Source organism: Paenibacillus sp. FSL R7-277 (assembly GCF_000517965.1).
Lineage (GTDB): Bacteria > Bacillota > Bacilli > Paenibacillales > Paenibacillaceae > Paenibacillus_AQ > Paenibacillus_AQ silagei.
Map to the genome: position 1 here is coordinate 69,870 of NZ_ASPX01000085.1, position 21,102 is coordinate 90,971.

At 54.8% G+C, this 21,102-nt stretch carries 16 protein-coding genes; 3 read left to right on the forward strand and 13 right to left on the reverse strand.

The window, feature by feature from the left end; genetic code table 11:
- The first annotated feature begins 5 nt into the window (after nucleotides 1–5).
- Nucleotides 6–1,286 (forward strand): glycoside hydrolase family 125 protein, encoded by a 1,281-nt coding sequence (locus C173_RS25770; protein ID WP_051478414.1) that lies wholly within the window; start codon nucleotides 6–8, stop codon nucleotides 1,284–1,286.
- Nucleotides 1,287–1,834: 548 nt separating this feature from the next.
- On the opposite strand, the gene deoC is transcribed toward C173_RS25770, so the two are convergent.
- The 7 genes from deoC to C173_RS25805 all read right to left on the reverse strand — a co-directional run bounded on the left by deoC (nucleotide 1,835) and on the right by C173_RS25805 (nucleotide 11,431).
- Entirely contained in the window at nucleotides 1,835–2,512 is a 678-nt protein-coding gene (gene deoC / locus C173_RS25775) for a deoxyribose-phosphate aldolase (RefSeq protein WP_036730413.1), read from the reverse strand.
- A 150-nt stretch (nucleotides 2,513–2,662) separates the two neighbouring features.
- Nucleotides 2,663–4,420, reverse strand: coding sequence for a methyl-accepting chemotaxis protein (locus tag C173_RS25780; RefSeq protein WP_036730415.1), 1,758 nt, complete (start codon nucleotides 4,418–4,420; stop codon nucleotides 2,663–2,665).
- A gap of 235 nt (nucleotides 4,421–4,655) precedes the next feature.
- Complete coding sequence (locus C173_RS25785) at nucleotides 4,656–6,110, reverse strand: SulP family inorganic anion transporter (RefSeq protein WP_281068252.1); 1,455 nt, start codon at nucleotides 6,108–6,110, stop codon at nucleotides 4,656–4,658.
- Between the two features lie 41 nt (nucleotides 6,111–6,151).
- The gene (locus C173_RS25790; protein ID WP_036730419.1) at nucleotides 6,152–7,228 is read right to left on the reverse strand and encodes a bifunctional 3-deoxy-7-phosphoheptulonate synthase/chorismate mutase; all 1,077 of its coding nucleotides are present in this window, start codon (nucleotides 7,226–7,228) and stop codon (nucleotides 6,152–6,154) included.
- A gap of 488 nt (nucleotides 7,229–7,716) precedes the next feature.
- A complete protein-coding gene (locus tag C173_RS25795) occupies nucleotides 7,717–9,993 on the reverse strand; it encodes a PAS domain-containing sensor histidine kinase (protein ID WP_051478417.1) in 2,277 nt (758 codons plus the stop codon).
- 211 nt (nucleotides 9,994–10,204) lie between these two features.
- Nucleotides 10,205–10,606 (reverse strand): response regulator, encoded by a 402-nt coding sequence (locus C173_RS25800; RefSeq protein WP_036730421.1) that lies wholly within the window; start codon nucleotides 10,604–10,606, stop codon nucleotides 10,205–10,207.
- Nucleotides 10,607–10,756: 150 nt separating this feature from the next.
- Nucleotides 10,757–11,431 carry a Na-translocating system protein MpsC family protein gene (locus tag C173_RS25805; RefSeq protein ID WP_036730423.1) on the reverse strand — a complete coding sequence of 225 codons (675 nt, stop codon included), beginning with the start codon at nucleotides 11,429–11,431 and terminating at the stop codon, nucleotides 10,757–10,759.
- 344 nt (nucleotides 11,432–11,775) lie between these two features.
- Between C173_RS25805 and C173_RS25810 the strand changes: the two genes are divergently transcribed.
- Entirely contained in the window at nucleotides 11,776–12,924 is a 1,149-nt protein-coding gene (locus C173_RS25810) for an LLM class flavin-dependent oxidoreductase (protein ID WP_081751342.1), read from the forward strand.
- A 345-nt stretch (nucleotides 12,925–13,269) separates the two neighbouring features.
- On the opposite strand, the gene C173_RS35110 is transcribed toward C173_RS25810, so the two are convergent.
- From C173_RS35110 to C173_RS25820, 3 genes are all read right to left on the reverse strand, one after another.
- Nucleotides 13,270–13,422, reverse strand: coding sequence for a hypothetical protein (locus C173_RS35110; protein ID WP_235192025.1), 153 nt, complete (start codon nucleotides 13,420–13,422; stop codon nucleotides 13,270–13,272).
- A gap of 397 nt (nucleotides 13,423–13,819) precedes the next feature.
- Nucleotides 13,820–14,047, reverse strand: coding sequence for a hypothetical protein (locus tag C173_RS25815; RefSeq protein WP_036730425.1), 228 nt, complete (start codon nucleotides 14,045–14,047; stop codon nucleotides 13,820–13,822).
- Between the two features lie 4 nt (nucleotides 14,048–14,051).
- The gene (locus C173_RS25820) at nucleotides 14,052–15,053 is read right to left on the reverse strand and encodes a TIR domain-containing protein (protein ID WP_036730427.1); all 1,002 of its coding nucleotides are present in this window, start codon (nucleotides 15,051–15,053) and stop codon (nucleotides 14,052–14,054) included.
- A gap of 239 nt (nucleotides 15,054–15,292) precedes the next feature.
- Here C173_RS25820 and C173_RS25825 point away from each other — a divergent pair, with 239 nt between their 5' ends.
- Nucleotides 15,293–16,480 carry an N-acetylmuramoyl-L-alanine amidase gene (locus C173_RS25825; protein ID WP_051478419.1) on the forward strand — a complete coding sequence of 396 codons (1,188 nt, stop codon included), beginning with the start codon at nucleotides 15,293–15,295 and terminating at the stop codon, nucleotides 16,478–16,480.
- Nucleotides 16,481–16,487: 7 nt separating this feature from the next.
- On the opposite strand, the gene C173_RS25830 is transcribed toward C173_RS25825, so the two are convergent.
- The 3 genes from C173_RS25830 to C173_RS25840 form a co-directional block, all read right to left on the reverse strand.
- Nucleotides 16,488–17,492 (reverse strand): HD-GYP domain-containing protein, encoded by a 1,005-nt coding sequence (locus tag C173_RS25830; RefSeq protein WP_036730433.1) that lies wholly within the window; start codon nucleotides 17,490–17,492, stop codon nucleotides 16,488–16,490.
- Nucleotides 17,493–17,599: 107 nt separating this feature from the next.
- Entirely contained in the window at nucleotides 17,600–19,180 is a 1,581-nt protein-coding gene (locus C173_RS25835; RefSeq protein WP_036730435.1) for a response regulator, read from the reverse strand.
- A gap of 49 nt (nucleotides 19,181–19,229) precedes the next feature.
- Nucleotides 19,230–21,056, reverse strand: a complete 1,827-nt coding sequence (locus C173_RS25840; protein WP_036730437.1) for a sensor histidine kinase — start codon at nucleotides 21,054–21,056, stop codon at nucleotides 19,230–19,232.
- Nucleotides 21,057–21,102: the final 46 nt, after the last annotated feature.

Here is a 21,102-nt window from a genome sequence, read left to right on the forward strand (position 1 = left end):
ACACCATGAATCTGCCAGCTTCCATTACCGCCTATCTGAATGAGGCCGATGAACGGCTAGCGCATCACCCGAAACTGCAGCAGTTGTTCCGCAACTGCTTCCCGAACACACTGGAGACCACGACCAAGCTGCTGGATGACGGCACGACCTTCGTGTTCACCGGCGATATTCCGGCCATGTGGCTGCGCGATTCGACGGAGCAGGTGCGGCACTATATTCCTTTTGCCAAAAACGACCCTGAATTGCAGCGGATTCTCCGCGGCCTGATTGCCCGCCAGATGTTCTATGTGAATATTGATCCGTACACCAATGCCTTCAACGAGACGGCAAGCGACAAGCATTACCGCGATACGGACGACTGTAATCTGAATCCGTGGATGTGGGAGCGCAAATATGAGCTGGACTCCCTCTGCTTCGTCGTTCAGCTGGCTTATATGTACTGGAAGGAAGCGGAGCAGACCGATATCTTCGATGCCGCCTGCTACCAGGCGCTGACCTCCATCGTGAACACGATCGAGACCGAGCAGCACCACGGGGAGAAATCCCCTTACCATTTCATCCGGCAGACGCTCCAGGATACGGAGACGCTGCACAATAACGGACGCGGGATGCCGGTCAACTACACAGGGATGAGCTGGTCAGGCTTCCGTCCGAGCGATGACAGCTGCGAATTCGGCTACAATATTCCCTCGAATATGTTCGCTGTGGTCATTCTGGGGTATATCGGCGAGATAGCGAGCGAGGTCTACCAGGACGAGCGGCTGGCGGCGAGAGCGGCGAAGCTGCGCAAGGAGATCGACTTCGGCATCCGGACCTACGGCATCGTGACCCATCCGAAATACGGCAGAATCTACGCCTATGAGACGGACGGTTACGGCAATTACTCGCTGATGGACGATGCCGGAACCCCAGGGCTGATCTCTATTCCTTACATTGGTTACGTGGGCGTAGAGGATGAGATCTATCAGAACACCCGCCGGTTCGCGCTCAGCTTCGATAACCCGTTCTATTTCGAGGGCAAGCACGCCAAGGGCATCGGCAGTCCGCATACACCGGGCGGTTATGTCTGGCATATGGCGCTCTCCATGCAGGCGCTGACGGCAGATAATGATGAGGAGATCAAGGAGCTGATCGACATGCTGATCCGGACCGATGCCGATACCGGCTACATGCATGAAGGTTTCCACCCGGATAACCCGGCCGACTTCTCGCGCGAGTGGTTCGCCTGGTCCAACAGCCTGTTCGCTACGCTGATCGGTAAGGCGATGGATAAGGGATTGGTTTAGGGGATTGGTCTAGGGGGGCTGGTCAAGACATGGCAGCCTCGTCATCCGCGCGGACTCTAACTGTAGTTTGTACAACTAAAATGGCGCAGAATCCGGCTTGAATCGGTTTAGTTGCAGTTTGTACAGCTATAATTCCCTACTTTCCGCAAAAGACGGCTAACCGCTGTTTTTAATTGTACCGAATACAGTTAAACCACCAATTGGGGGTTTTCAGCACAACTTAGGTGTATGGAATACAATTAAGCATACGCTCCAAGTAGCCGCCTGCTCGAATAAGCGGGTAAGATCGTCGGAGAACCCTGAGCGGATAGCTCATCCTGCAACAAGCAAGTGGAATAACGTATCTTAATTCGCCGATATGGATGGAGTTACCGGCAACAGGTGGACAAACAGCAACTAATATAATTAGTTTATGCTACTTTGGATGAATGGAGAGAATTTAGTTGGAGGAAATCCACCTATCATACTTCCTCTAAACACAAAACGGCTGCGGCCCCCTTGACATCAAGGAGGCCGCAGCCGTTTCTATGTGTATAGCTTACCTCAGCTTAGTAGCCGCTCTGGCTCTGCTCGCCCTTGGCAATCGCTACGCCGCCGCTGGTGCCGATCCGGCTGGCGCCTGCGCCGATCATCACGAGCACGTCTTCCGCGCTGCGGACACCGCCGGAGGCCTTCACGCCGATCTCAGGGCCGACGGTCGCCCGCATCAGAGCGATATCTTCCTTCGTTGCCCCGCCGGTCGAGAAGCCGGTTGAGGTCTTCACGAAGTCTGCGCCCGCTTCTACAGCAAGCTTGCAGGCACGGACCTTCTCCTCTTCAGTCAGCAGGCAGGCCTCAATAATGACCTTGGTCAGCGCTTTGCCGCGTGCGGCTTCGACTACTGCAACCATATCCCGCTTCACCAGCTCGTCATTACCGTCCTTCAGTGCGCCGATATTAATGACCATATCCACCTCACCGGCACCGTTCGCAATGGCATCCTTCGTCTCAAAAGCCTTAGCCTCCGGTGTAGATGCTCCCAGCGGGAAGCCGATTACTGTACATACCTTCACTTCCGGGGTATCCTTCAGCACGGCATGCGCCGTAGCCACCCAGGCCGGATTCACGCACACAGAGGCGAATTTGTAAGCTTTGGCCTCTTCGGCAAGCTTGATAATATCGTCTTTCCGGGCATCCGCCTTCAGCAGCGTATGATCAATAATCCCGGATATTGTAGTTTCACTCATGTTCAATTCCTCCATATAATCGGTAATAGATGTTCACATCCCTTGTAATCATACCAATAGTCGGACGCTTTTGAAAGCTGGAGGGCATAACCTCTGCTAATCCTGTATCCGCTCCGGGCAGTATAGATCAAGCGCACCGAACCCTTAGCCCTATACATTCACCTGCCGGATGGCCTCCCGAAGATCGCCTGTACTCGCGCTGACGCTCAGCGAAGCCTCGTAGACTTCTTTGATTCGCGCCAATTGCAAATCAGTCAGCTCACGGATCTCCCGGGTCTGCTCCGAGACCTCTCCGGCAATATCAGCCATGCTGCCCACCGCTGCCGCAACCTCCTCCGAGCCGGCCGAGAGCTGCTCGGCGGTCGCCGACACATCAATGATCTGTCCGGCCACCTCGCGGAAGGCAGTGGAGGCCTCCAGCAGAGCAGCCTCCGCTTCGGCTGACATCCGCACCCCTTCCTTCACTTCAGCGGATGCTTCCGTCATCTGTACCCCGATGCTTGCGGAAGCCTGGCCGATCTGCATCAGCAGCTCGGCCACCCGCTCGACTGAGGCTGCGGAGCCTTCCGCCAGCTTGCGTACTTCACCGGCTACGACAGTGAAGCCTCTGCCGTGCTCCCCCGCACGCGCCGCCTCAATGGAAGCATTCAACGCAAGCAGCTTCGTCTGATCCGCAGACTGCCTGATCGCAGCCAGCGCACCTTCAATCTCATCCGTGTACCCTTGCAGCCGCAGCACGATATCCAGCGTCTCCCCGGTGGATACAGAGATCGATTTCATCTGCTGATTGGTGTGGTTCATCGCCGTCTGTGACGCCTCTGCAATGTCCAGCGCCTTGACTGCGAATTCCGAGACCGCAGCCGAGGCCTCCGAGATGCGCGAGATGCCCAGCGCCATCTCATCCATGGCTACTGCGCTGCTCTGTGCGCCTTCCGTCTGTGAGTTAGCCCCGGCATGGATATTGCTGATTCTGCCGCTCACCGTCTCACTCATCTTCAGCACATCATCGGCATTCCTGGCGAAGGTCTCGGAGGAGCCGTAGAGACTGTCAGATGCGGTAGACACCCCGGATACCATCCCTTTCACTCTGGCATTCAGATCCCCTGACATCTGGAGCATCGCCTCATAAGCCCTGCCAATCTCATCCCGGGAGTTGACCGGACGGGCATGCAGGATACGGGCTGCCCCGGCGAGATCCCCTTCAGCCATCGTGCCCGCGCTCTCTGTAATCGTCACCAGCGGACGTAAGGAGCGGGAGACGAACCAGGCCAGCACCGCGAGTGCGCCCAGAGACAGAGCTAGAATAATACTATAGAGCGGCAGGCTCTCCATCAGGACATCACGGGTCAGCGTACTCAGCACAGCAACATCGGTATCAATGCCCAGCGCCCCGACCAGCTTCCCGCCGGTGTCCTTCATAGGAACGAATGCTGAGATATAATCCCCGTATTCGGGATTGCTGATCAGCGGCGTGCTGGCATTCTCTCCGGCAAGCACAGCCGTAACTGCGGCCGCTGGCATATCAGTACTCTCATTAATCCCTGAAGCCAGCGGGTCTCCCTGCGGCCTGCCGTCAATCATCAGCTGCGGCTGGCGGGCATCATCAATCCGCACAAAATATACATAACGGGCACCAATCGACTTCCGGAACTGATCCAGTTCATTGCGGAGCGACCAATACAGGTCCGACTCCTGCGGATCGGCCAGGAATTCACTGTAGCGCCCGGCATCAATCTGCGTCACATAATGGCTGGCAATACTCATGTTGTAGCTGCTGATCGTCCCTTTGACCGCTGATCCGGTGTTCACCCACTGAATGGCGGCATTGCCTGCTGTAATGCAGAGAATCACTACGGTCATAACACAGAGAATACGGGCAATCAGTCTGGTTCGGATAAAAGAAAACATGGAGGCCTTCCCTTTCGCGCATCACAATTGCGTGGTTATAGTAGGGCCATCCGAAGAAGCAATGACAAATGTCCCTCTACCGGAAAATTTCGACAAACTTTTCAAAAACCCTTTTCCAAAGACGGCGTAGACTATTAAAATTTGTAGGATGAAACCTATACATTCTTATATTTTCAAAAAAAAGACTGCTTCTGAAGCCTAATCGCTCCAAAAACAGCCTTCTGTCCTTGATCCGTCAATGGCCGCCCGAAGACGACAATCCAACCCGCTGCACCAGCCGGGCACTTTCTTCATTTAGACCCGTGAGAGTGACCTTAGTACCCAATGCCGCGTATTTGTCCATCGTCTTGGCAATGGCCCCCACCGCCGACTGATCCCACACATGGGAACGGCTGAAATCGATAATGACCTGCGCCGGATCACTGTCATACATGAATTCATTCACGAAATGGCTCGTGGTTCCAAAGAACAGCTGGCCCGATACCCGATAAGTCGTTACAGATGCCGTAGTATGAACATTCAGCTGAAGGGAAGCGATTTTCCAGGCAAAAGACAAAGCACTCAGCAGCACGCCGAACAGCACGCCGATCGACAGGTTATCGGTAGCTACTACTGTAACCACAGTTACCACCATAACCAGGGCATCGCTTAGCGGAACTCTCCGCAAGGAAGTCAGGGACTTCCATTCAAAGGTGCTGATGCAGACCATAATCATTACACCGACCAGTGCACCCATAGGAATCTGCTTAACAACATCACCCAGCACAAGAATTAGGAACAATAGGAAGATCCCGGAGACAAAAGTGGACAAGCGTGTCCGTCCGCCCGATTTCATATTGACCATCGACTGGCCGATCATCGCACAGCCCGCCATACCTCCGAAGAAGCCGGTCACGATGTTGGCCAGGCCCTGCCCCTTCGCTTCGCGGTTCTTGTCGCTGCCGGTGCCGGTAATATCATCAATCAGCGTGGCAGTCATCAGCGATTCCAGTAATCCGACGACCGCGAGTGAGAGCGAATACGGCAGTATAATCAGCAGTGTATCCAGCGTCAAGGGAAGGCTCGGCAGATGGAATACCGGCAGCGCTGAAGTAATAGTCCCCATATCACCCACGGTTCTTACATCCAGACCCAGCACAATGCTGAGTACCGAGACTACGACAATGGCGACCAGCGCCGATGGCACCGCCTTGGTGATCCGGGGAACCGTATAGATGATGACCAGCGTAAGAGCCACAAGTGCGTACATGATCCAGCCCTGTCCTTCAAAATGCACGAGCTGAGCCATAAAGATCAGAATCGCCAGCGCGTTGACAAAGCCGGTCATGACCGGCTGCGGCAGGAAGGTGATGAACCGGCCCAGCTTCAGCAGCCCCATCACAATCTGCAGGATGCCAGCCAGCACCGTAGCCGCGAACAGATACTCAATGCCGTGCGACAGCACCAGGCTGCCGACCAGCAGGGCCATCGCTCCTGTCGCCGCCGAGATCATCCCCGGCCGCCCGCCGGCGAAGGCTGTTACAATAGCGATACAGAAGGAGGCGTACAGACCAACCATAGGGCTTACGCCAGCAAGGATGGAGAAAGCAATCGCTTCAGGAATTAAGGCAATAGCCACGGTCATGCCCGATAAAATATCACTCCGTGTGTTGGAGAACCAACCGTTGTTGTATGAGACGATTTGCTTCAAAATTTCAGTTCCTCCTGTTACCTGAATTCACCCTGTTTCACTTAACGGTATAATCCGGAGGCCTTCACCTCATTGAAGAAGGTGTTGAACTCCTCAATATTAAGCTGCTGCGCCGCATCAGACAAGGCTGTAGCCGGATCAGGATGCACCTCCACCATAATACCGTCGGCTCCGGCAGCAAGCGCAGCCTTGGCACACGGGATCAGAATATCCTTGCGTCCGGTGGAATGGGTGACATCGACCAGCACCGGCAGATGGCATTCCTGCTTAAGAATCGGCACCGCCGAGATATCCAGCGTATTGCGTGTTGACCGCTCATAGGTGCGGATACCGCGTTCAATCAGCATAATCTCCATATTGCCGCGGGACATAATATATTCTGCCGCATGGACGAATTCATCCAGCGTGGCGGATAGTCCGCGCTTCAGCAGCACCGGCTTGTTCACTTCCCCTACCGCCTTAAGCAGCTCGAAGTTGTGCATGTTCCGCGCGCCGACCTGAATGACATCCACATAATCCAGCGCTTCTTCAATATGCCGGGGATCGACAATCTCACTGATCGTCAGCAGCCCATATTCATTCGCCGCTTCACGCAGAATCCGCAGGCCATCCATGCCCAGTCCCTGGAAATCATAAGGGGAGGTCCGGGGCTTGAAGGCGCCGCCGCGCATAACCTTGACGCCTGCCTTCTGCAGGGCCGCAGCCACCGTACGGGTCTGCAGCTCGCTCTCCACCGAACACGGGCCAGCTACCATCAGGGAGGATAATCCGCCTACTGTAACGCCGCCCGGCAGCTCAATAACTGTATCCTCCGCATGGTCTTTACGCGCTACCAGCAGGGTCTTCTTATGCTCCGTACTTTGCAGATCAAGCGAAGCTGAGAAAATCTGCTTGAACAACGTACGGATGGTTCCATTCGTGAACGGTCCTTTATTGCCTGCGACCATTTTCTCCAGCATCGCCTTCTCCCGTTCAGGATCGAACTTCGGCACGCCTTGCTTCTCTTTGAGCACCCCAATCTCCTGAACGATTCCGGCACGCTCCGAGATCAGCTCCAGCAGCTGACCGTTAATCTCATCCAATCTTGCTCTCAGATCATCCAATTCCACATTACTCATTCCAAGACACTCCTTTGTGATATTAATAGTTAAGGCTATGAACGAACGCAAAAAGACCCCCCGCCGCAAGGGACGAGGAGCCGTGGTACCACCCTTATTTAGAACTGAATCCTGCTGACGCATCAGCACATGACGGCATACCTGAAGGATACCGGCCAGTCGATTCATTCTGTCTTACATCCGTTAACGCAGGAAGCGGGCCACCCTACCCATAACTGCTGCAGCAGTGTACTTCAGGGACCGACTCGGAAGTGAACTTCGGCACTAAGCGTCTAATGGGGGTGCTCTCAGTCTCCGGCACGCCTTCCCTGTTAAAATACGCTATGAAGTGCTTACTCTCTTCGTCATTGTCATTACAAGGTATATCGGTGCTGCTTATGCACCAGTTTCTGCTATCTTAATCAAAAAGACTTCCATATGCAAGACATCACAGCACTGCATTGCAGCTTTAACTCAGCATTGTGATTATTTTGTGAAGAGAGGTCTGCTTATTCCTGTTCCGCAAAAAATTTCCCGATTACTTGGGCAATGCTTTCGCTTCTCAGCGGCTTACTGATATACTCATCCATCCCTGCTTCAAGGCATAGCTCCCGGTCGCCCTTGAGCGCGTTGGCCGTCACTGCAACAATGACCGGCTGCCGGTCTGCCGGCTGCTCTGCCCTAATGGCAGCTGTGGCCTCCAGGCCGTTCATCCCGGGCATCTGCACATCCATGAAGATCAGATCATAGCCATGCCGGGCCGTCATATCGACCGCCTGCCGCCCATCCTCGGCCACATCGACGGCGAAGCCGCGCTTCTCCAGGATTTTGCGCAGGACGATCTGGTTAATCACATTGTCCTCGGCTACCAGAATATGCAGGGACCGGCCTTCTGATTGCGGCTCCGGCAGGTTCCCCTCCGGCCCGTCAGCCGGAAGCGACTGCGCTTCTGTCCGGAGGACCACGGTGAACACAAAGGTCGCCCCCTGCCCGGCTGCTGTATCCAGATAGATCTCTCCGCCCATCCGCTCGACCAATTGCTTGCTGATCGCCAGCCCCAGACCGGTGCCTTCACCCTGGCGGCCCCTGAAATGCTCCATCTGATAGAACGGCTCGAACAAGCGGCTGCGGGCCTCCTCGGGAATCCCGCTCCCCGTATCCGCCACGGTGAACTGGAGCGTTACGCCTGCCAGGCCATCGGCAATGCGTTTCACGCTTACCTTTACCCCGCCGGTACAGGTGAATTTCACGGCATTGCCGGCCAGATTGAGCAGCACCTGCTTCAGCCGTTCCCCGTCCCCGATCAGCCGCTGCGGCACATCCGGCTCCGTCTCCACGCTGAGGGTCAGCCCTTTGCGCTCCGCCTTGAGCTGAAGCAGCTCCAGTGCGGAATCCATACAGTGTCGGAGGATGAACGGCTCGTCTTGGAGTGAGATTTTGCCTGCCTCAATCTTAGAGAGATCGAGAATGTCGTTGATGATATTCAGCAAGGATTCACCGCTCTGGCGGATAATCTCCAGGAACTCCCGCTGCTGCGAACCCGGCTCACTGCTCTCCAGCAGCAGGTCGGTCATCCCGATCACCCCGTTCATCGGAGTACGGATTTCGTGGCTCATCATAGCCAGGAACTCACTTTTGGCGCGGTTCGTATTCTCTGCGGTCTCCTTGGCAATCAGCAGCTTCTTCTGCTCGGTAATATCCTTGACGATAATATAAAAGCCTACGGTAGACTGGTTGATAATAATCGGCGCAAGGGTAGTCAGGACCTCCACAGAATGCCCGTCCTTATGCCAGATCAGGTTGATATCCTGTCCCACGGAGCCGCTCCGCCGGCCGGGACCGAGTACATTCTGCAGCTGCCGCTCGCCGATGATCCGGCTGACACTCATGCCCACCATCTCGGGGATCGTATACCCCGTCAGCCTTACCGCCTGTTCATTCCCGTTAATAATATGGCCTTCCAGGTCCAGCGATATGATCGCGTCATGATTATATTTCTTCAGCGAGGTATAACGCTCGACCGATTCCTGAAGCTTCTGCTCCACAATCTTGCGCCGGGTCACATCGCGGCCGACAGCCAGCACCCCGCGCTCCCCGCCGTCTTCCACCGTTCTCAGAGAGAATTCAATCCAGATATATTGGCCGTTCGCATGTAATATCCGCAGCTGGACATCAGGCGAGTCAGCCATCTGCTGCGCACTGATTAAGGCCAGATCCTCAGAATGAACCAGTCTGCTGTTATCCCGTCCGATCAGCTCCTCCGGTCTGTACCCGAGCACCTCTTCCACTGAAGGGGAGCAATAGCGGCAGACTGAACCCGGCGCAGCATAGTACACAATGTCCCTGATGTTGCCGGCAATCAGCTCGTACAGCCGCTCAGACGTCCCTGGACATGTCTCCACCGGTGCCGTAAACGGCCTTCCAGCCAAGTGAACGATATAATACAGCCCCTCTCCCGTCGAAGGCTCGCTCACCCTCGCCACATGCAGCAGCACCGGAACCGCAGAGCCATCCGCATGGCGCAGCTTAATTTCGGCTTCAAAAAAAGGGGCTGCTCCTGTCCTGAGGCTCCCCATCCTGTAACTATGTATGTGCAGGCTATCTTCATCCCAGAACGCTTGGAAGCTGCGTCCCAGCAACTGTTCTTCGGAATATCCGAGCAAGAGGGTTACCGCCGGATTCACTTTCATCCATTCTTCAGCCATGGAGAGAAAGGCTACTCCGGCAGTTCCTGTCTTAAATGCCTGTTCAAATGGAGAAGACGTCTCCGTATGCTGCCCTAGCATAAGATCCACCGCCCGTTTGTGAAGTATTAGATGCAATTGTTTTATATTAAATCTGCAATATAAATATCTTGCATAATCGGGCGAAAGTCAAATCATTATGTCGAATACAGACAATTCCTTATTCAGCGGATTACAGCAGCCCGTGAACCCGCCGCCAGACAGAGATCTCCCCAGTTCCCCACCTTAATGAATCCCCTGTTGCTATTTCAAGCTAAATCTTCTGCAGGTCTTCTCCGTAGAGCAGCCTCTTCACGGTTTCGGTGAACGCTTTAACCTGAAAGGGCTTGGTGATATATTCGGCAAAGCCCTTCTTCCGGGCCTTCTCAATATCCGAGCTTTGCGCAAACGCACTCGTCGCCAGCACCGGAATATGACAAGTTGCCAGATCCTGCTGCAGTATTTCCAGAGCTTCATACCCGTTAAGTCCGGGAAGCCCGATGTCCAGGATAATCAGATCCGGCAGAGCTTCCCGCGCTATTTGCAGTCCAAGCTCTGCCGTTTCAGCCTTCAGCAGCAATACGGAGGGCAGATTTCTTTTGAAGATATGGTGTACTAAGGCCATATTGAGCTGATTATCTTCTACATATAATACCGTCCACTTACACTCCTCCATCCAGCTTATCCTCCTAAAAAGTCTCAGCACCCCTAACGGCAGATGGGCAGAAAATAAAAAAACCGAAGAAAGGGACGATTCCCCCTTCTTCGGCTCATGTTCGGCTCATTTGCATGTCCGACTCATTTCCACCTCATATATGGTTAGACTTTAGTGAAAAGTATAGGCTATCACGCTGGTATCTTTGTCGAAATCCCAATCCACATAAATATCCGCCAGCTCTTTGCCGAGCATCGGGGCTATCGTGGTGGTATCCTCCAAATATCGTTTCTCCATCTTGCGCTTGGTGGTCTTCAGTGTATTCTCGTAGCCGAGGCCAATCAATTCCTTCTCCAAAGGAATCATGATGCCTTCGCGCTTGATTATCAGAATGCGGGGTCCCAGCCACCAGGAGTCTGTATGGACCGGTTCCTTTTGGACCTTCCTGGTCACCTCGTTAATCTGGGTATGGACTTCTTCACGCCCGGCATAATCATCAATCGGTACGTCGTCATTCTTGATTAGTGCCACGATCATACCCGATGCATTATGAATGCCCCAATCATAAAAAAGCTCGCCGACCTCAATAGCCAGGCTCTCCTTCAGGTATGCTGCAAGCTCGGGAAGCAGGGACTTCATCAGAAGCTCCCGTGTATAACGAAACGCCTGTTCTTCTTCCTTATTCAATAAAAACCTCTCCACAGGTCCGATGAAATTACGGATATGCAGTGCTATACATTGCTCCCCGATAGAGGCATGTATCGATTCAGGTCCCTTCCCGAAGCGTTCCCGCAGTAGCCTTCCTGTGAAACTGGAAAGTTGGCTAGTAAGTTCTGTAGTGCTCATTCAATTTCCTCCAGCATAATATTCTAGTGTCTGTGTGTAGATTTGGGGAGACGCTCCGCCTGCTGAAGAAACGGTTCGTTCAACTTAGTATAATATCAACCGCCCAGTTAGTATATATAAAACTTTATAGGATTTTCTTCGGACACTCCGTTTGCAGACACAATAGCTTCCATACATATGGTGCCCAATATTACAAGTTACCGCAGGACAAGCATTACAAACTTCCACTCATATACTTACAATTAGTAAGTAATTGTGATATACTAGGCTATATCCTTGCACTAACGGACAAGCTTACAAAATAACTGCTGCTCACTAATTCTGGATGATAAGGGGTCTGTATCATGAACAATCAAGGGAATGCACAAGCTAATGCGCAAGCAAATACACAAGCGGATGCTCAAGAAAAAGAAGCAAGCCTACCGGAGTTTGAATTCGGCATTTATACATTGGGCGATATTGTTACCGACTGCCATACAGGGCAGCGGATCAGCCCCGCCCAACGCCTGCAGGAAGTCATTGCAGCCGCGAAGCTGGCCGATGAAGCCGGACTGGATGTATTCGGCGTAGGCGAGCATCATCGGCTGGATTTCGTAATCTCATCGGTGCCCGTTGTCCTGGCAGCTATTGCCCAGGTTACACAGCGGATCAAGCTTACCAGCGCTACGACCGTGCTAAGTACCATTGATCCGGTCCGTGTCTTCGAGGATTTCGCCACCCTGGACCTCTTGTCTGGCGGTCGGGCCGAGATCATTGCCGGACGCGGCGCTTTCCTGGAATCCTTCCCGCTGTTCGGCTACGAGCTGGAAGATTACAAGCAGCTGTTTAGCGAGAATCTCGACCTGCTGCTCACACTGAACCAGCATGAAGTTATGAACTGGAAGGGCAAATTCCGCTCCCCGCTGCATAACGCCGAAATCGCTCCACGTCCGCTGCAGCAGAGACTGCCGCTCTCGGTCGGCATCGGCGGTTCAGCCGAAAGTGCCGAGAAGGCCGGGGCCCTTGGCATAGGCATGGCTATCGCTATCCTGAGCGGCAGCCCGGAGCCCTTCCAGAATCTGGCCGGCACCTACCGCCGCGCCGGGGCAGCCGCCGGCCACCAGCCGGAGGACCTGAAGATTGCCATCACCAGCCATGGCTACATCGCCAAGACCTCTCAGCAGGCACTGGATGAGTATTACCCTTATTACTACAGCTACCGTAATGCGATCAGCCCGCGCCCCGGTCAGGAGTACCGGATCTCCCGCAGCGAGTTCGGCCGGTTCACCTCGCCGGACAACACCCTGGCCGTGGGCAGCCCGCAACAGATTATCGAGAAGATTCTCTATCAGCATGAGCTGTTCGGCCATAACCGCTTCATGACCCAGCTAGACATCGGCGGCCTGCCTTACGCCAAAGTAGCCGCCGCCATCGAGCTGCTCGCCACCGAGGTCGCCCCGGTGGTGCGCCGCGAGGTTGCGAAGAAGCAGCGCGGAATTTCCTCCGCGCAATAGGGGCCATTGCGCTTGATGGGGCGCCGCCTAACTGATTGGCTCATTTAACTAACATCTGCTTGATTCAGGGGCACTTGTGCTCCTGATTTGCTCATTTAGCTAACTTTTGCTCGATTCAGGTGCACTTGTGCTCCTGATTTGCTCATTTAGCTAACTTTTGCTCGATTCAGGTGCACTTGTGCTCCTCATTCGCTCATTTAGCCAACTTTTGCTCGATTCAGGGGCACTTGTGCTCCTCATTCGCTCATTTAGCCAACTTTTGCTCGATTCAGGTGCACTTGTGCTCCTCATTCGCTCATTTAGCCAACTTTTGCTCGATTCAGGGGCACTTTGCTCCTGATTTGCTCATTTAGCTAACTTGCACTCCTCATCCAGCCTACCTTCAGCCCACCAACGGGATTTATCCCTTTCATTTCCCCCGTCCAGCCCACTTTCAGCACCATCAAAGGGATTTATCCCTTTAATTTCCCCGTCCAGCCCACTTTTCAGCGTCAGCAATGGGATTTATCCCTTTAATCCCCCCGTCCAGCCCACTTTTCAGCATCATCAATGGGATTTATCCCGTTAATTCCCCCGTCCAGCCCACTTTTCAGCGTCACCAAAGGGATTTATCCCGTTAATTCCCCCGTCCAGCCCACTTTTCAGCGTCATCAATGGGATTTATCCCTTTAATTTCCCCATCCAGCCCACTTCCGGCGGAGTCCCCTTAATTATCCCTTATTAGTTTAATTTCAAGACCCGGCTGACGGAGGATGCCACGGATGTGAGTGAGCAAGCCCATCAGGAGAGCGCATAACTTCGCATTCCCTAAGTCGTTGGCCGCCGTTCCTCAAACAGCAAAAAAAGCCCCCAGCGATTGCTGGGGACCTGTTCAATAGTATGATTTAGCCAATGTTCAGGCAAATGAAGGCTTGTTATTATCCACTTTACCGCTGACCAGCTTCTTGTACTCGTCGTCTCCACCCTCCACGGATGGTGCCAAATACACGCTTGACGCTGAGGGCGTAAGCTTGGGGCCGGATTTGCGTCGGGAGCGGCCTTTGCCTCCTGCGCTGTTGCCGTCACCGCTTGCAGACCGGCGGACAGTACTGGATACACTAACGGCATTCTTCATATTCTTCATCCTGTTAGTCCCCTCCCACTAAATGATTGACGGTGCGGAACAAATCCCGGTTATAGGCCACGACTGCTGTAATATCCTCTCCCGATAATCTCTGATTTCCCGAGAAGTGCACGGACAGCACATGGTTCTCCCCTAAAGGATAGCATAGGATATATACCTCCGCAACTTCCGTACGCTGTAAAAAAGTCCATTCTTTTGCCAGAAAAGCATCCAGCACCCCTGGCTTCACGCTTCCGTCCTCGAAGGCGGCGAACGGATACATCTGCCCGCGTCCCACATTGCCGCCGACCTGCTTCAGGCCCGCTTCCGCTTCAGCCCGCCACATGGCGGCTCCGATGACCCGGCAATCCTCCGGGGGCAGGAATGAATTGCGGACGGCTTCGCTCAGTGCCTGATATTTCTCGGCTGCCTGGGGTGGCGTTACATTATTATTATATTGCCAAAAGAAGTGAAGGATACTTTCTTTTCGCCTAAGCTCTGCCCGAAGCTGCAACAGCTCTACAGCCGGGTCGTGGTACATCCCCTGCGCCTGAATGCTGTCGATGATCTTGCCACAGCTCACATCCACCGCTGCTGTAACATTCTCGTGCTGCCACTCATATTCCAGCGGGGTTAGTCCCGACAGATCCGACAGCAGATGATACTCTTCCACATTCTCACCCGGAATCAGATCACTGCGCGCGGGTACCTGATCCGGCAGCAGGCAGAAGACACGGCCGCGCCGCAGCCGCGCCCAGAACAGGCCCATTTCGAACTGGGTGTTGTCCCGGGTCACATAATAATATTTACCCCTAATCCGGGCTACATCATCCGGCGAGAACACAAAGACGGCAAAATCGCTGATATCCAGATTCCGCTCCAGCGCTTCCATGGTGTATTCATTCGGCCGGAAAGCAGCGGCATACCACGGATGGACCTCAGCGGTCCGCTTCAGCTGTTCGTGGATAGCCCTGGCATAGCGGATAGATTCTCTGGAAGAACCAATGAATAATCTAGGTCTGATCACGGCGGCACTCCTTTGTCTGTTTCCCCAATATGTAATAATTATACAGACATTTCCTGCCAACGAATAGGGCTTCAGGCGATATTGGGCAGCCGCAGAGGAAGATGAGAGTACTGTAATCATCATCGTTGTTAGCGGTAGTTGGAGTAGGTATTTATCTTCAATTTTAAATTTTCGGTATTCTCCTGCCGATGAAACGGGTAATAGATTGTTATCTCTCCGGGAAATGAGGATTTATTTGTATGCGACAAAAATTACATACTGCAGTCCTGTCAGCCTGTCTTCTGACTTCATCCATACTGGCACCTGTCCTGCCGTCTTCTACCGCTTATGCTGCAACTGCTTACACAGCCAAAGTGTACGCTAGCTCACTGAATGTACGCAGTGAGCCTGCTGCAAACGCTGCCGTCACAGGCTCTCTGGCTGCCGGAGCTACCGTTACCGTCACTGAGGAGCAGCATGGCTGGCTCAAGGTCCGGGCCGGCTCTGTCTCCGGCTGGGTAGCCGGTTATTATCTGAAGCGTACCAGCGGAAGCTCGTCCACCAGCACTTCTTCCGCCAGCACCTCTTCCAGTGCCACCGCCTCCAAGGCATCGGCCAAGGCGGCGGTTAAGACCACAGCGGCCTCCAGCGGAACGGCTGTCGTGACCGCGTCTTCCCTGCGTATCCGCAGCGGGCCGGGAACCGGCTATGAGGTGGTCGGTTCCCTGCAATCCGGCAACAAGGTGACACTCCTGCTCCGTCAGGGAGAATGGTCACGGGTCCGCACCGCCGGAGGAACCGTCGGCTGGGTATCCTCCGGGTATCTGTCAGGCGGAACCGTCCGCAGCGCAAGCACGGTCAGCTCGAATAGCCAGACTTCGAGTGTCGTACGGAAATCCGGCAGTATCCGGGGCAAGCTGATCATAGTGGACCCTGGCCACGGCGGCACCGATCCGGGCATGCTCGGGACAACCTATAACACGATGGAGAAGGATCTGACGCTCCAGACCTCCCTGTATCTGCGGGATTATCTGACCGCCAAGGGAGCCAGAGTGGAGATGACCCGGACCCGCGGGGACCAGAAGCCTGCGCTCTCCCAGCGGGTGCAGCTTGGGCGGCAGCTCGGTGCGGATGCTTTTGTCAGCATTCATTATAATTCATCACCGAAGAATGTCTCCGGCACGCTGACCTTCTTCTATTCGCAGCAGAACGACCTGCGGCTGGCCCGGGCAGTGGAGACCCGGCTGGGTGAGGGCATCGGCCTGCGCAGCAACGGCCTCTCCTTCGGCGACTATCATATTCTGCGGGAGAACCCGCTGCCGGCCACCCTTGTAGAGCTGGGCTTCCTGTCGAACCCGTACGACGAATCGATTGTGCGAAAGGCGGCTTATCAGCGAAAGGCGGCTCAGGCGGTCGCTGAGGGAGTGGCCGATTATTTCAACAAGTAGCCAAGAATCAGAGACTGATTTCCCGGATGTTAAGCTCCGTTCTTTTGCTGAGATCAATATATTCATCCCCGATGCGGATCAGCGGAGTCTCGATATCATGGGGGTTCAAGTAGACAATCTCGCCGACCCGGCCATCGGTTAGGACCACTTCACGCCCAACAGACCGCTTCACGATATTTTCCAGAAAAACGGTTACAATATGCGGGTCCAGCGCGCCGAAGCTGCCTCTTCTCATCTGATCCACAATCATATGGAACGGCGTCGGTTCATGATACGGGCGCTTGCTGGACATCGCATGAAAAATATCCGCCACGGCCACAATTTTGCTGTACGGATCGATCTGTTCGTCCTTCAGCCCCAGCGGATACCCCTTCCCGTCATTTCGCTCATGATGCTGAAGCGCCACCAGGGCAATGCGTGAATTGGCTCCGGTGGTTTCTTTGAGGATCTCGTAGCCGTAGACCGTGTGCTTCTTCACCTGGGTGTATTCCTCGTCCGTCAGCTTGCCGGGCTTATTCAGCAGCTCTGAGGGTATCTTCAGCTTGCCGATGTCATGCAGGGTTGCAGCCATGGAGAGCACGGACAGCTCCGCTTCACTCATCTCCAGCCATCTGCCGATTAGGGTAGAGAGCACTGCAACGCCGATGTTATGCTCATATGTATAATCATCCTTGCCCTGCACCGAATGGAACAAGGCGAAGATATCCGGGTTGCGCGAGATCTCCTGGATGACCGGAAGCACCTCCTTGCGGATATCCGCCAGCGGGATTTTGCGGGAGATTCGGTAAGATTCGAATAATTCCTTGGACAGGTCCACTGTACTGTTGACCATCTTCTGATAGGGGGGCGCCTGGTCAGCCTCATCTGCAAAAAGAATGTCGAACCTGTCGATTTTTTGTTTGCGGATAAGCTCCAGATGCTCGGCATTCAGTCTGCTTCCCGCCGGAATTACAGTCACTCCGTAGGCATTAATCAGGTCATTCTTAATCGTTCTTCCCAGATCATTGTCCATACTATCCAGCCCTCCCCAATAACCGCAGCTATGTATTTATTGCCCATATAGCTATTATCGGTTGCAGGCCGGGAAATGCTGACAGGCAGTCCGTGAACCTTACATACTCAGGCTTCTTCCTCCTGCTTGCGGTATTCTCTTGGCGTGATTCCGGCGTTTTTTTTGAAGACACGGCTGAAATACTTCTCATCCTCATAGCCCACCAGCTCCGCGATCTGTGACAGCCGCAGATTCGTATTCTGAAGCAGCGCCTTCGCCTTCTCCACCCGGAGGCCGGTCAGATAATCCGACAGATTCTCCCCGGTGACCTGCTTGAACTTGCGCGACACATTCTCCCTGCTGATGAAAAAGCGTTCCGCAATATGCTGCAGCGTCATCTCCTGCGCATAGTTCCGGTCCAGGTACTCCCTGATCTCCTGGACGAGCCGGCTATCCGGCGTCTGCGGGCTGCCCTTGGACAAGTGGTGAAGCAGCGTTTTCAGCCGGCACTGCCAGTTCTCCACCGAGAACAGTCCTTCAGCGTCATAACAGCACTCCAGGCTAATCTCTGCCTCCGGCCGCCAGCGCCTCAGAATGTCCAGCATCTCCGTCTGCTGATGCAGCAGACTGCTCTCCGTGAGCAGCGGCAGCCCGGCCAGATGTCCGGCCCACTCCTCCGCCACCCGCTCCATCCGCTCCTGATCGCCTGACAAGACGGCGACTCTAAGCTTGTCCAGCCGTTCCTCCAGGCCGTAGTCGTTTACAGGTCCACTCTCTTCCCCACGCTTCCTGAAGGGATGAATGCGCCCGTCCCGCTGCAATAGATTCCGCTCCGCAAGCGCCTGGCCTGCCTGTTCCAAAGCTGGCCGCAGCCCCTCCGGCAACGGGTTCAGCGGACTAAGCCCGATATCCAGCTGAACACCGAACGCCTGGCGGATGACTTCATTCATGTGGGTAAGTATCTCCTCCGCCTGCACTACAGCGCTCCACAGCAGCACTACAAGCTCGCCCCCGCCCTGCCAGTTGCGGAAGGCGTAGCCGCTCTGGCCCTCTGCCATCACTTCATTGCAGACATTGGCCAGCACGAAGGCCGTCAAGGCCACATCACCGCGAAATCTCTGGAGCAGATGGCAGTCTGCACCTTGCAGCGGGATGACGGCGATCCTGCACTCCTGCGCCCCAATCGGCATTCCCAGCTCTTCACAGAGGGCCAGCTTCAGCTCATGGAACGAGGCCTGTCCGCTCACCAGATCGGACAGCATCTTGTCCCAGTAGAGCGGACGCAGCGCGTTCAGCTGCATGTTCTGGCGCTGGCGCCGCTTCCGCTCTGCCTCCTCCTCCATCCACAGCTTGAAGGCATGCTCCGCAGAGGCAATCAGCTGCTTGCTGTTCAGCGGCTTCAGCAGATAATCCGTACCGCCGTATACGATAGCAGGCTTCACATAATTGAAATCCTGATACCCGCTGATGACAATCGTCTTCGTATGCGGATAATGACGGTGCAGCCATTCCAGCAGCTCCGCCCCGTCCATCAGCGGCATCCGCATATCCGTGAAGACGACAGCCGGCTGATGCTCCTGCATAATCCGTGTCGCCTCCTGCCCGTTGGTTGCCTCATAGATCCCAGAGATGTTATAGCTGTCCCACGGAACAAAATACCGGATGGCCTCCCGCACATGCTTCTCATCATCTACAATCAGCACCTTCATCTCAGCCGCTCCTTCAAGAAATAGTCTCTATTCGCAAAAGCCGCCGGAATTAACCGTCGATCTCCTCCAGCGGAATAATCAGCGTAACGGTAAGCCCCTGGCCGTCTTCATTATTCTTAAGCTGCATCTCCGCTGCGCTGCCGAACTGCAGCCGCAGGCGGGCCAGCACATTGTACAGGCCGATCTCCTCCTGGTCCGGCTGGCTGCTGCCTCTGAGGCAGGCCGTAATCTCCTCCAGCCGCTCCGCGCTCATGCCCCGGCCGTTATCCTTCACGGCAAGCACCAGCCTGGCCGCCCCCTCCAGCCTGCACTCTATCTGGATCAGCCCCCCGCTTATCCCGTCAGCGAAGGCATGCTTGAAGATATTCTCTACAATCGGCTGCAGGATCATCTTCGGCAGGATCAGCTCCAGAGTCTCCGGCCCCGCCTCGACCGCAAGCTGCAGATTCTCTTCGCCGAACCGCTCCGTCTGCAGAATCATATAGTTCTGCACATGCTCAATCTCATCCCGCAGCGGCACCTGGGTCCGCTCGGTATTCATCGAATAACGCATCATACTGCCCAGGGAATAGATGAGATCATACACCTTCGGCGCATTATAGCGCAAGGACAGGCTGGCGATGGATTGCAGCGCATTGTAGAGAAAATGCGGGTTCACCTGGGCCTGGAGCGCCTTCAGCTGATTCGTCTTGTTCGCCAGCTCCAGCCGGTATTCCTTAACGATCAGCTCATTGATCGTGCGGGTCATGCCGGTGATCTTGCGGGTGAGGAGCCCGAACTCGTCCTCCCGCTCGGCATCCATATGCGCATCCAGCTGGCCGGTCTGCACCTTCTGCGTGAAGTGAATCAGCTTCTTGATCGGACGGGTGAAGCCGATGGAGATCAGCACGGCACTGATGCCTCCGATCAGCAGGAACAGCAGTCCGATGCCCATATTGAACCGGGTAATCACCCTTGCGTCTGTGTACAGATCCTCATAGGGCACCAGCTTGATAATGCTTCCGCTGAACAAAGGGGCCTTGATCTGCTTGTACATTACGATCCCCTGGAAGCCGTCCTTCTTCCAGGCGAAATGCCCGCTGTCCTGCTCTGCGGGGAGACGGCTCCAGCCCGCTGCGACCGGCTTCCCGATCCAGTCCGGATCGGAAGCGAACAGCGCCTCGCCTTGCTCATTCAGCACATACAGGCGCTCTGTGTCCGAATTGTACATCGACTCCACGATCCCCTCCAGCTCCCCCAGCGTATAATCGACCGACAAATCTGCCAGTACGCTGTCACTAGGGGTCCGGTAGATGGGAAAATGGGCCGTAAAGACCGGCACGCTCCCCGGCTTCAGATTGGGGAAGCCGGACTTCACTCCGTATTGATGATCCATATGCGTCACTTCGAGATACGGGCGGTAAGTCCCTCCGGCTTGCCCCTTGGCGGCATAGTCTGCATTATCCTCACGGCGGAAAAATCCCTTAAGCAGCAGATTGGACTGCCTGGCGGCCCTCACATACAGATGAATCTGATACGTATTGCGGTCGGAGAGAAACAGATTGTACAGCTGGGTGGAGATGATGGCCCGGGTGTCCGGCAGAATCGTGCCGGGCGGGGCCTGGGCAGCGCTTTTGGCGGTAAGCAGGGTGGTATAGAAGGAGCTGGGAACATTGATCCCGCTGTAGAGCGACATCGCCTGCTGGTTCATGCCGCTGAAATAGCTCCGGAGATTCGCCTCCCCCAGCGTCAGCAGCTTCGTATTCTGCTTCACGGACTGGTCCGTAACCGACTGCCTCGTATAGAGATAAGAGAAGGTCACAGAGATGCCTGACGGGATCACTGACGCCAGCAGCACTAAGGCCATCAGCCGTGTCCGGATGCTGTTCTTGAACATGGGGGAACCTCCTACAAGTTGTGTGAGCCGTATGGCCTGCAATATA

Excerpts from the sequence above, each read along its gene's own strand:
- C173_RS25790 (WP_036730419.1), bottom strand. The coding sequence starts at position 7,228 with ATGAGTAATGTGGAATTGGATGATCTGAGAGCAAGATTGGATGAGATT.
- C173_RS25770 (WP_051478414.1), top strand. The coding sequence starts at position 6 with ATGAATCTGCCAGCTTCCATTACCGCCTATCTGAATGAGGCCGATGAA.
- C173_RS25810 (WP_081751342.1), top strand. The coding sequence starts at position 11,776 with ATGAACAATCAAGGGAATGCACAAGCTAATGCGCAAGCAAATACACAA.
- C173_RS25795 (WP_051478417.1), bottom strand. The coding sequence starts at position 9,993 with ATGCTAGGGCAGCATACGGAGACGTCTTCTCCATTTGAACAGGCATTT.
- C173_RS25815 (WP_036730425.1), bottom strand. The coding sequence starts at position 14,047 with ATGAAGAATATGAAGAATGCCGTTAGTGTATCCAGTACTGTCCGCCGG.
- C173_RS25830 (WP_036730433.1), bottom strand. The coding sequence starts at position 17,492 with ATGGACAATGATCTGGGAAGAACGATTAAGAATGACCTGATTAATGCC.
- C173_RS25805 (WP_036730423.1), bottom strand. The coding sequence starts at position 11,431 with ATGAGCACTACAGAACTTACTAGCCAACTTTCCAGTTTCACAGGAAGG.
- C173_RS25840 (WP_036730437.1), bottom strand. The coding sequence starts at position 21,056 with ATGTTCAAGAACAGCATCCGGACACGGCTGATGGCCTTAGTGCTGCTG.
- deoC (WP_036730413.1), bottom strand. The coding sequence starts at position 2,512 with ATGAGTGAAACTACAATATCCGGGATTATTGATCATACGCTGCTGAAG.
- C173_RS25835 (WP_036730435.1), bottom strand. The coding sequence starts at position 19,180 with ATGAAGGTGCTGATTGTAGATGATGAGAAGCATGTGCGGGAGGCCATC.
- C173_RS25825 (WP_051478419.1), top strand. The coding sequence starts at position 15,293 with ATGCGACAAAAATTACATACTGCAGTCCTGTCAGCCTGTCTTCTGACT.
- C173_RS25780 (WP_036730415.1), bottom strand. The coding sequence starts at position 4,420 with ATGTTTTCTTTTATCCGAACCAGACTGATTGCCCGTATTCTCTGTGTT.
- C173_RS25800 (WP_036730421.1), bottom strand. The coding sequence starts at position 10,606 with ATGGAGGAGTGTAAGTGGACGGTATTATATGTAGAAGATAATCAGCTC.